The following is an 11,024-nucleotide window of genomic DNA, read 5'->3' as shown; positions in this document are numbered from 1 at the left end:
TGCTTTTGTGTGTGAAAAACGGACAGAATACTCGGTAATGGAAAGTAAGAAATAAAAGAAGGGCTTGCCAGCTGGCAAGCCCTTCTTTTATTTCTTACTTTCCATTACCGAGTATTCTGTCCGTTTTTCACACACAAAAGCATAATTATCTTTTTATTCAATAAATGATATCTATACTGGTAATTTCTCTCTTGTTTTCTGAAAATTATCCTTGACGTTAGGTATGAATTGGAATAAAATTATCATAGTAGGATTAGGATTTTTTCCTATACATCGCTGAAGAAATTTTCCTTATTGTTATGAGTAAACTTCTTCGCTGGTTTCCCCAAAATATCTTTTTAATTATTTTAATTTAACGAGGTGATCACATTATGAAAAAATCTTTGTTGAAACGTTTCGTCATGCTCGGTGTGGCAGCTGCTTTCATTTCGACAGGTGTACAAGCATATGATGTACCGTCTGTTGAAGCAAAAGTAGTTACTGACACATTCGACTTCCAGCCGCATCGCGGTGGTCGTGATGCTCGTCCGGAAAACACGCTTTATGCTTATGCATATGCAATGGAAATGGGCGCAACTTCGATCGAATGCGATATGCAGATGACGAAAGATGGCGTGATCGTAATGAGCCACAACCCGATCCTCAATCAAGACATCACAAAAGACAAAAACGGTAACTATGTTGAAGCAGGTAAATATGATATCCGTACGATGACTTACAAAGAACTCCAGAAATTCACGGTCGGCGATATCAATCCGTCCAGCGGTTACTACGAAGCACATGGTCAGACGCTCGTTACATTCGACGATGCTAAGATCCCGACACTCGAACAATTGTTCCAGCTTGTAAACGAATATGGTGACAAAAAAGTCATCATCAACGCTGAAACAAAAACAAATCCGGATCCGGCAGTCCCTGCTTACCATGCAAACGATGTTGACCCTGTCAAATTCGTTACGGAAGTAAACCGCCTCGTGAAAAAATACAACATGGAAGATCGTTTCACATTGCAGTCGTTCGACTGGAGAACGCTCATTGAAATGAAAAAAATCAACCCTGATATCACACTTGTAGCACTCTGGTGCCAGCAGCCGTCTTGGGGCAAAGATTCCGAATGTCTTCGCCCGTATGAAGAAGGCGCTTCTCCGTGGCTCGGCGGCGTCGACATCGATGATTTCAAAGGCAATCCGTATCAAGCAGCAAAATCGATCGGTGCAGACATCGTATCTCCGTACGGCCCTGAAATTTCCCTTGAAAATGTCCAAGAAGCACACGCTCTCGGCATGAAGATCGTTCCGTGGACAGTCAATGATCCTGTTGAGCTCGATATGCTCATCAAAATGGGCGTTGACGGTGTCATCACTGACAAACCGTGGATGGCTCGTGAAGTTATCGAGAAAAACGGTATTAAATTGAACCCGCCGACAGTAAACAAAAACAGCAAATACCACAGTGGTACAGAACACGTTGATGTACAGACGAAACGTGTTGCCGGCGGCGCTGACGTTTCTCACTAATTGAATTTGTATTATATAATAACGAAAGAGGTTGACTTATATGAATAAAAAACTTATCGGCATGATTACTTCTGCGCTCGTGATTGGCGCAGCAAGCACAGCACTTGCAAACCCGTTCTCCGATGTACCGGCAGATCATTGGGCATACGATGCGATCGATCAACTCGCTGCTGACGGCGTAATCGAAGGCTATGGCGACGGCACTTTCGCTGGTGACAAAGCAATCACTCGTTACGAAATGGCTCAGATCGTTGCTCGCGCAATGGCTAACTGCGATGGCGCTGATGCAGCTGACAAAGCTACGATCGACAAACTCGCTGCTGAATTCTCGACTGAACTCGACGCTCTTGGCGTTCGCGTAGATGCGATCGAGAAAAAAGTAGCAGGCATCAAAGACCTCAAAATCGGTGGTAGCTACCGTATCCGTTATCAGCACGAAAAAGCTTACTACGGCGAATCGAAACCGGGTCACTATTCCGGTTTTGACCAACGCTTGATCCTCAGCGCAAGCGGTAAAGTCAACGACAAAATGAGCTTCTATACTGATATGTTCGCTATCGACAATAACAAACTCGGTGAAACGAACATCGGTACTTATGGCGGCAAGTTCCACAACAACAAGCTCGTTAATGCTTTCCTTACTTACAATATGGGTAAAACAGATCTCACAGTTGGTCGTTACTACCAGAAACTCGGTGCAGTAGGCTGGCTCAGCGACACGTCCGGTGAAGTTGACGGTGCAAAAGTAGAATTCGCTACGGACAAATGGTCCGGTGTTGTTGGTTACGCTGACTTCGGCGTACTCGGTAAAACGACCGGTAACTTGGACGACAAATTAGCAGCAGGCAAAATCACGCAGACTCAATACGAAGACCGTTATCTCGACAAAGCTCTTTTCACGCAAGTTAATTATCACTTCACGCCTGACTACTCCCTCTCCGCTCTCTATATGAAAGAAGATAAAGATATTCTCACGAATCGTGAAGAAGTCGATCTCTGGGGCGCAGGCTTTAGTGCAAAAGTAGCTAAACACCTCGTTCTCGCAGGTGACTACTACAAAAACATGAATGCAGTTGAAGCTGACCAAGACAGCAAAAAAGGTGCTGAAGGTTGGGGTCTTCGCCTCTCCTACAAAGGCCACAACTTGCAAGACCCGGGCAGCTGGGGTATGTATGTAGAACGTCTTTCTATGGACAACAACCTCATCCCGGCAGCTAACCTTGACAACATGACGACTGACGCTGACTTCGTCAACGGTAAAAAATTCTGGGGCATCGGCGCTACGATCACTGTTGCTAAAAACACGATCTTCAACGCATATGCATCCTTCGACCGCAAAGATTTGACGAAACCTGCAACGGGTGAAAGCTTCGGCGGTAACTACTACAAAGCTGACTTCATGTTCTTCTTCTAATTCACCGGAAAACAGAATATAAAAAACGCAGAGATATCCTCTCTGCGTTTTTTGTTTATCTCTTTCACTTTCACAAAAAAGAAGCAGGTCATCCCTGCTTCTTTTTTATCGTATGATCTTACCAATTATCCACAGCACGACTGCGATCGATATGAACGCAAGTGCCAGCGGCAAGAAAAATATAGCGAGCCCCAAGCCGACAAGCGCAACGAGCAATTTTGCTGTCCAACCGATCTGCCCAAGATTGACATGACGTACATAGACGCGCTGTCCCCCATACTGATATGCACGTCCTTCCCTCTCCGCTTCTTCTTGTCGGCGCGCTTCATTCTCGTCTGCTTCTATCGTAATTCCGTCGTAACTGTCCTTTTCCGCCCGCGACATGACACGCACATTATCATCCGCACAATTCGGGCACGGCATATCCGTTTCAAGTGGCTGACCACATTTTGCACATTTCATCTCCTATCGCCTCCTATAAGATAAATAACGAAAAAATAAAACCTTCTTCGTTCAAATATCGCGCATCGAATCGTACGATCGACAACTCCTCTTTAATGATACTCTGCTTCAACGCAACTTCTTCCCAATCCACCTCTGCCGTAACGATAGAACGAATACGCATCAACTGATTGTGATTCAGTTCCAAATACACGCCGACCATTGCCGCGATCGTACACGCATCAATAGCAAACGAATGACTATCGAGTACCAGATAATCCGTACACATTTTCCCGATCTGCCGTTTATCATATAGCGAAAGCGTCGGCACAACAGCTTCGATCTCTTTCGCCAATCGAAGCGAGATCGCATTATCATGACCAATCGACCGCATCACCGATAAGTGTGCACTCGACATAACAGATACATTACGCATCGAAGAAAGAATATCCATCAAATGACGAACTGCACAACCATGGCGAGAGAAAAACTCTGACAGTGTTGCATTGGGATGCGAACAACGGAATAAAGAAAGCTGATTCAATATTTCGGACTTGATTCGGCGACGAACAGCCACACTCGCTTCTATCGCAACGATATGATTGATAAAAACGACACCATTGGTGCGAACATGCCCATAATACACCTTTTTCTCGAACGAGTCCGCACTCCCCAGTTCCGATTTCGGGAGAGCAAACGTTTCCTCTGTAAACAGATCACTGCATTCTGCCCAACCGTTATCAAGACTACCCTTCACATAAAAAACTGTAAAGCGCGTTTCCTTCAGATCATTCATAACTCGCTGTTCTTCAATATTAAGCATATCGTACATTTCCGCATCAAACAGCATGATAGGTGTTCTGTCACTTTGGATCAAGCGATAATCAAACAAGAAATAATCCCAAAAACCGTACCAAAAAGCCGCATCTTTTTTCATCACAACATCAAGAAACGGCCCCGTATAAAAATAAAGCGCACGTTCAAAATCCTTGATAAACTGCTTCTGCTGAAAAAATGCACTCATTTTAAGAAGCAGTCCGTCTACCATTTTGGCCAAGAACTGATTAAATTCCGGCGGTTCACTATCGGCAAGTGCAAGTTCTCCCTGCATCGAATTGATCTTATCTGTAAGTGATATCGTTTCAAGATATATCAGCTCATCACCGCTCGTCATTCTTGTCTGTGCCTCTTTTAACGCATTGATCGATTCGATCAGCTTCGCATCCAAGAGATGCATATAAAAAGAATGCCATGCCGCAAAAAGATCACTCGCTTCTTCTAATGTGATCGGTTCATCCGTCTGTTGTTCTATATATTGAATCGCACGACTATATTCATCGGCAGTCATTTCATCAAAATCAGTCAAAGAGATCGTCAACATATATTCCAAGAGAACCTGTACTTGATACCATGTATCTAAGAGTTCATATTCGGAATCTCCTTGCCACGCACGCTTACGCAAAAAGCGCTCTATCTCTCTGCGCGGAACGATCTCCTCCAGATCGGGTTCCTCCCAGTAAAAAGAGGATACCACTTCATATACATTTTCCATGCAATACTCCTTTATAACATGAAAGAATTATCATCACTTTGATAATATCATCTTCCGCTCAGAAAACCAGTCATCTGCTGACTTTCTACAAAAACTTTTTTACAGCACGACCGTTCAAGTAATCGCAAAGATCGCCTTGTCGCCATCCGTTATCGCGCATCGTCTGTTCGATCGTATCGCGTATCTTCCACCAGCCCGTCTTCCAATTCGAGAACAGCGTATTCGCTTCGGGCGCACGCCCGATCAGACGCTGTACCACAATATCGGGATGGAGATGACGCAAGAATATGATAACGCGCTCCATATACTCTTCCTTGCTGATGATCTCGATCTCTCCGTTCTTGTACCACTCGGCAAGTGCCGTACCTTTCACCACATAAAGAGCGTGCAGTTTCGTTTCCTCAATACCCAGCGCGGAGATTACTTTCGCCGTTTCGATCGTGTCACGCACATCGTCCCATGGCAGATTCACAATAACATGCGCGCACACACGGAATCCGTACCGTTTCAAACGAATCACCGCATCAATGAACTCTGCCAAACCATGACCGCGATTCACCTGCTGAAGCGTCTTATAATTGACAGTCTGCAATCCCAGCTCCACACTGATAACACGACCCGTTTCCTCACGTATCGCAGCCAACCGCTCCAGATATGCATCGTTGATACAATCGGGACGTGTCGCAAGCGCAATACCGATTACATCATCTTGACAAGCCTCTCTCACGTATGCTTCCATGCGGTCGATCGGCAGATATGTGTTGCTGAAATTCTGGAAATACGCAATAAAACGATTCGCCTTATATTTCGGTGCAATATGCGCACGATTCTGGTTGATCTGCTCTGTAACAGTCATCGTCGCAGGCAGATTTTCATAACCCGCCCCGATCTCACCGCAAAAAGCACATCCGTTCACACCGCACATCCCATCGCGATTGGGACACGAAATCGGAAGCCCTATCGGCAACTTATATATTTTTTCTCCATATGTATCTTTCAGATAATCGGAATACTTACGATATACCATCTTGTTCCCCCTGCCAAAAATCTTCTCTCTGAAGTTTTTGCCATCTGTTTTCCTTGCCGTATTCAAAGAGTACGACCGTCTTATTCTGCACAACTTCCGCCCGCTCTATCATTACATCAACATCAATACCGAACACCTCGATATGATACTTGGCATGAAGATCACGCCATGTCGTAAACTTGAACTCGGGCAGATACTTGCGCACCGTATCATCGTCGTGCCAAAACGCATTCTTCTCATCTTCGCAAGAAAGCTCACTTACTTCCAAAGCCTCTACACGAATATTGCCCTTTTCAAGGAGCAACGCGTTGAAACGAAGCACCTCACGACAGATATCAAGCTGTTCTGCCATTTTTTCTGAACAGAATTGATATACATACGCATACAGATTTTTCGTCTTATGCGCCACGCGGTGATAATCATTTTTCACCCAAAACGCAGTCAAATCTTCATAGAATCCAAACGCACCTTTGCCATACAGTTTGATAAGCGCCTCAAGTGCGACCTTCATCTTACCGCTGTTATAAAGATGTTCAAATACATCCTCCAGCAATTGCAGACGACGCATCTCATCATACGAAAGCCATCTGCTCGCCAGCACCTGATACGGCGCACGCGTCATAGAGATATAATCATACTGCAATGCACGACGCTGTAGACCACAGCCCTTCAACAGCTTTAAAAAACCGATCTGAAGCATCTCGGGCTGAAGTGCATACACATCGTTGAACGATTCGGCAAAACGCTCATATCCTTCTTCGGGCAGACCGACGATCAAGTCGAGATGAAGGTGGATATTGCCCGCCTTGCGAAGCGTTTCTACGGCATATACGATGCGTTCCCAATGATTGACACGTTTTACCTCGCGAAGCGTCGGCAAATGTGTCGACTGCACACCGATCTCAAGCTGCACACGACCTTTCGGCATTTGCACGAGCACATCGATCACTTCATCGTCTAAGAGATCGGCCGCTACTTCAAAGTGGAAATTTGTTTCGCAATCGACCGTAAGCAAATAATGCAATATCGGCATAAAGTGCGATTTTTTCGCATTGAACGTACGATCGACGAATTTTACCTGACGCACACCGTGACGAATGAAAAAGTCAAGTTCTTGTTTCACGCGCTCAAACGGCAAGAACCGTACGCCCGGCTCTCCGCCCGACAAACAATATTGACACGAAAACGGGCAACCACGCGACGTTTCATAATAAATGATCTTATCAGCAAGCTCTGCCATATCATCGTCATCATACGGAAACGGGATCGTCGTCAGATCGGCTATCGTCTGAATCATAGCAGAACCGCCTTCCGCACGACCGATGACACCATCTACTTTTACTTCACGCCCCTCAGTCAGAGCTTCTGCAAGCAAAGCAAACGCTTCTTCTCCTTCACCCAAAACCAAATAATCGACAAACGGATTACGCTCAAAGAAGCCCTCCGTTTCGTACATGACCTCAGGCCCACCGAATACGATCTTGACAGTCGGAAGTACGCTCTTAAGCATCTTCGCAATATCCAGCACATCATCGGCATTCCAAATATAAGAAGAAAATCCTATAACATCAGGACGAGCCTCATACAGCTCTCGCAGAATAAACAGCTTCTCCTGATTGATCGTAAACTCCATTCGCTCTACCTTCACACGATCTTGACAGTATTTCTCCAAATATCGCAGGCACAGCGAGGAATGAATATATTTCGCATTCAGCGTCGTAACTACAATCTTCAATCTTTCCACCTCGTTTTTCCTTACCTTATAGAATACCATATTTCAGCCGATATTGCATTAGATTCCTGCACCAATCCTCACGCCTTCACATAGAGTAATCAAAAAGAAAAGAAGGTGCGACTTATGCGTATTATGATAGACGGGCACAAGGTTTCGACGAATATTCGCACCAGCAAAGAACTACTTCTGATGATAAAAGACTTATCGCGTACATTCCAATGGAAAACGCGTTATAATCCATCAGAAGAGATCGTTCACATCATGACGCCCAATATGCCCGAATTAACGACATTACCGATTCCCGTTACAGAGCCGATAAGCCAACGTCTGGACGGTAAGATCATCTGTCTTGATGCAGGTCACGGTGGAGATGATACCGGTTCCCGTGGCCCAAGCGGCACATACGAGAAAGAACATACGCTTGCCATCGCGCTCTGTCTGCGCGATATACTAGAAGAAAACGGTGCTTCTGTCGTAATGACACGAAGCTGTGATATACTCCCGACTGCTGCCGATTCCATAGCCGACCATACCGCCCGCATCTCGATCGCTGTCGATGCAGGGGCAGACCTCCTCATCAGCCTTCATGCGGACGGATTCTATCCGCGCCCGAGCAGTAAAAGTACTGTCTACTATTATCGTGATGAGGCAGAACCACTTGCCTATTGCCTTGCCGTTTCACTCGGCGACGAACTGCTCTCCCCTGCTCCCTCACATCGTTTCGGCAGTTTTCCCATCATTCGCTACACACCGATGCTCTCCGTTTGGGTCGATATCGCTTCCCTTTCCGATCCCGAAGAAGAGCTCTTTCTTTCAAGTCGCGACGGTCGTGCCAAGATCGCAGATGCCTTGTATCAAGGCATCACACAATTTTTTCGCGTATGACCCCGCATAACAATTCCGAACATATCACAGACTACTCCTGTATCGTATTTTGTACGCTGAAATGATTGTTATTTCAGGTGCTTTGTATTACTATTAAGAAAAGAAAACTATGTGAAAAGGAGATTATTATGATCCGTTCATCTATATATCATTCTTACTGTGAAAATCAAGAAGGAGCAGACTTCTTCGCTTCTGTCAAAAAAAATGTCCCCACTCGCGGTGATATCCCTCCCGAATATCAATGGCATTTGTCTGACATGTATGCAACGCGCGAAGATTGGACTGCCACATATCAGTCTGTGAAAGAAGACCTCACAAAAGTATCCGACCTGCAAACAACGATAACCGATTCTCCCGAACAACTCCTTACTGCGCTCACCTTACAGGACAGCATTGGGATGCGCGTCGGCAGACTGTATGCCTATGCCAGAATGTACCGTGACAGCGATGCATCTGTCACCGAATATCAAGCACTGACCGACAAGGCCGAACGGCTTGCATCCGAGGCCTCCTCTGCTTGCGCTTACATCAAGCCTGCCATCTTGAAACTGGACGAAAGCACGCTTACCAAGTGGAGCTGTGATGATAAGTTCGCTCCGTATCGCTTCTACTTCACCGAGTTGAATCGCGAGCGCAAGCACATCCTCTCATCCGAGCAGGAAGCACTTCTCGCACAAGTATCGGAGCTGACAACAGCACCACGCAACATCTTCAATATGCTGACGTCTGCCGATATGACATTCCCGTCCACACCGAATGAAGAAGGCGAGCTCGTTCCGCTCAGTGAGGGACGCTTTATGTCCTTCCTTCGTTCTTCCGACCGCAACGTTCGCAAGTCGGCGTTTGATAATCTGTTCGGTGTATATCAGTCGCATAAAAATACATTGGCATCGACACTTGGCAGCAGTATCAAGAACAACCTGTTCAATGCGCGTGTCCGTCACTATGGTTCAGCACTCGAAGAAGGTTTGTCGGGAGCGAATATCCCTGTATCGGTCTACCACAACCTGCTTGATACGATCCACGAGCATCTCCCCGCCCTCCATGAATACGTCGCACTGAAAAAGTCCGTCTTACAATTAGATGACATCCATATGTATGATCTCTACGCACCGCTCGCCAAGGAAGTAACCTCCGACATTCCGTTTACCGAAGGATTCCGCCATGTCAAAGAAGCACTCCGCCCGCTCGGCGAAACGTATCTTGCCGATATGGAGCGTGGTGTGACATCGGGCTGGGTCGATATCTACGAAAACAAAGGCAAACGCTCGGGGGCATACAGCTGGGGGATCTACGGTGTCCATCCGTTCGTACTCCTCAACTACAACAACAGCTACAACTCCGTTTCGACACTCGCTCACGAGCTGGGTCATGCCATGCACAGTTATTACAGCTCGCATACACAGTCGTATCGAAACGCATCATATACGATATTTAATGCGGAGGTCGCATCGACGACGAACGAGATCCTCTTGTTTGACTATTTTCTTGCCAAAGCATCTTCGCGTGAAGAAAAACTCTTCTTATACAACCAATACCTCGAACAAGTCCGTACGACAGTCTATCGTCAAGCTTTGTTCGCTGAATTTGAACGCACCGTCTACCAAACACTTGAAGAAGGCGGTTCGGCAACAGCAGACTATCTCGGCGACGTATGGCTTGAATTAAACCGCAAATACTATGGTGACGATATCGTTCTCGACGACTTGATCCGCTATGAATGGGCACGTATCCCGCATTTCTACACGCATTTCTACGTGTATCAATACGCTACGGGCTACTCTGCGGCAACAGCTCTGGCCGAAGCACTCCAATCGAAAGAGCAGGATGCACAAGAGAAATATCTTCATTTCCTCGCAAGCGGCGGCAGCGACTATTCGTTAACACTTCTCAAAAATGCAGGTGTCGATATGTCGTCCTCGCATCCGATCGCCATCACGCTTGAGAAGTTCGCCGAGCGCCTGAAGGAGTTTGCTGCACTGCTATCGCAATCTTGACATTGTTCAAAAGTGTCTGTATAATATGATAATAGTAAGTAGATGATTGCCTTCAGATGGCTTGTAAACCAACCCCTCAGAAACGTAATTGTCAACCCTAATATTAAGAAGGAGGTTGGTTAAACATGACCTACCAAGACGAAGTATTGACTTGTAAAGACTGCGGTGCAGAATTCGTATTCAGTGCATCCGAGCAGGAATTCTATGCAGAAAAAGGTTTCGAGAACAAACCGGGTCGTTGCCCGGCTTGCCGTGCAGCAAGAAAAGCACAGCGCGGTGACGCTGCTCCGGCTCGTCCGCAGCGCGAACTCTTCGATGCAGTTTGCAGCGAATGCGGTTGTGAAACGAAAGTTCCGTTCAAACCGACGGAAGGCAAACCGGTATACTGCCGCGATTGCTTCCAGGCTCGCAGAAAATACTAAGAAATGATAAAAAGAGATCGAATATCGGTCTCTT

General features: G+C 46.1%; 9 protein-coding genes. 5 read left to right on the top strand and 4 right to left on the bottom strand.

Translation table 11 applies throughout. The features are described from left to right. Nucleotides 1–371 precede the first annotated feature (371 nt). Both IJN28_06915 and IJN28_06910 read left to right on the top strand, forming a co-directional pair. Nucleotides 372–1,517 (top strand): glycerophosphodiester phosphodiesterase, encoded by a 1,146-nt coding sequence (locus IJN28_06915; protein ID MBQ6713496.1) that lies wholly within the window; start codon nt 372–374, stop codon nt 1,515–1,517. A 40-nt stretch (nt 1,518–1,557) separates the two neighbouring features. Continuing rightward, on the top strand, nt 1,558–2,931 hold the full coding sequence (locus IJN28_06910; GenBank protein ID MBQ6713495.1) for an S-layer homology domain-containing protein: 1,374 nt from the start codon (nt 1,558–1,560) through the stop codon (nt 2,929–2,931). A gap of 105 nt (nt 2,932–3,036) precedes the next feature. Here the strand turns inward: IJN28_06910 and IJN28_06905 are convergent, their stop codons facing one another. From IJN28_06905 to IJN28_06890, 4 genes are all read right to left on the bottom strand, one after another. Then, nucleotides 3,037–3,393 (bottom strand): hypothetical protein, encoded by a 357-nt coding sequence (locus IJN28_06905; GenBank protein ID MBQ6713494.1) that lies wholly within the window; start codon nt 3,391–3,393, stop codon nt 3,037–3,039. A 13-nt stretch (nt 3,394–3,406) separates the two neighbouring features. Beyond that, nucleotides 3,407–4,924 carry a hypothetical protein gene (locus IJN28_06900; GenBank protein ID MBQ6713493.1) on the bottom strand — a complete coding sequence of 506 codons (1,518 nt, stop codon included), beginning with the start codon at nt 4,922–4,924 and terminating at the stop codon, nt 3,407–3,409. An 85-nt stretch (nt 4,925–5,009) separates the two neighbouring features. Beyond that, on the bottom strand, nt 5,010–5,951 hold the full coding sequence (locus IJN28_06895) for a TIGR01212 family radical SAM protein (GenBank protein MBQ6713492.1): 942 nt from the start codon (nt 5,949–5,951) through the stop codon (nt 5,010–5,012). Next, nucleotides 5,938–7,686, bottom strand: coding sequence for a B12-binding domain-containing radical SAM protein (locus IJN28_06890; GenBank protein MBQ6713491.1), 1,749 nt, complete (start codon nt 7,684–7,686; stop codon nt 5,938–5,940). Before IJN28_06890 ends, IJN28_06895 begins: the two co-directional genes overlap by 14 nt. A gap of 123 nt (nt 7,687–7,809) precedes the next feature. Between IJN28_06890 and IJN28_06885 the strand changes: the two genes are divergently transcribed. The 3 genes from IJN28_06885 to IJN28_06875 all read left to right on the top strand — a co-directional run bounded on the left by IJN28_06885 (nt 7,810) and on the right by IJN28_06875 (nt 10,990). Continuing rightward, nucleotides 7,810–8,571, top strand: a complete 762-nt coding sequence (locus IJN28_06885) for an N-acetylmuramoyl-L-alanine amidase (GenBank protein MBQ6713490.1) — start codon at nt 7,810–7,812, stop codon at nt 8,569–8,571. A 128-nt stretch (nt 8,572–8,699) separates the two neighbouring features. Then, nucleotides 8,700–10,568, top strand: coding sequence for an oligoendopeptidase F (gene pepF / locus IJN28_06880; protein MBQ6713489.1), 1,869 nt, complete (start codon nt 8,700–8,702; stop codon nt 10,566–10,568). A 125-nt stretch (nt 10,569–10,693) separates the two neighbouring features. After that, the gene (locus IJN28_06875) at nt 10,694–10,990 is read left to right on the top strand and encodes a zinc-ribbon domain containing protein (GenBank protein MBQ6713488.1); all 297 of its coding nucleotides are present in this window, start codon (nt 10,694–10,696) and stop codon (nt 10,988–10,990) included. The last annotated feature ends 34 nt before the right edge of the window (nt 10,991–11,024 follow it).

The sequence above is a fragment of the Selenomonadales bacterium genome (assembly GCA_017442105.1).
Taxonomy (GTDB): domain Bacteria; phylum Bacillota; class Negativicutes; order RGIG982; family RGIG982; genus RGIG982.
The sequence above is the reverse complement of the archived record's forward strand: the minus strand, read 5'-3'. Positions and strand labels throughout refer to the sequence as shown.

Coding starts and splice junctions, on each gene's coding strand:
- IJN28_06915 (MBQ6713496.1), top strand. CDS start 372: ATGAAAAAATCTTTGTTGAAACGTTTCGTCATGCTCGGTGTGGCAGCT.
- IJN28_06885 (MBQ6713490.1), top strand. CDS start 7,810: ATGCGTATTATGATAGACGGGCACAAGGTTTCGACGAATATTCGCACC.
- IJN28_06905 (MBQ6713494.1), bottom strand. CDS start 3,393: ATGAAATGTGCAAAATGTGGTCAGCCACTTGAAACGGATATGCCGTGC.
- pepF (MBQ6713489.1), top strand. CDS start 8,700: ATGATCCGTTCATCTATATATCATTCTTACTGTGAAAATCAAGAAGGA.
- IJN28_06900 (MBQ6713493.1), bottom strand. CDS start 4,924: ATGGAAAATGTATATGAAGTGGTATCCTCTTTTTACTGGGAGGAACCC.
- IJN28_06895 (MBQ6713492.1), bottom strand. CDS start 5,951: ATGGTATATCGTAAGTATTCCGATTATCTGAAAGATACATATGGAGAA.
- IJN28_06875 (MBQ6713488.1), top strand. CDS start 10,694: ATGACCTACCAAGACGAAGTATTGACTTGTAAAGACTGCGGTGCAGAA.
- IJN28_06910 (MBQ6713495.1), top strand. CDS start 1,558: ATGAATAAAAAACTTATCGGCATGATTACTTCTGCGCTCGTGATTGGC.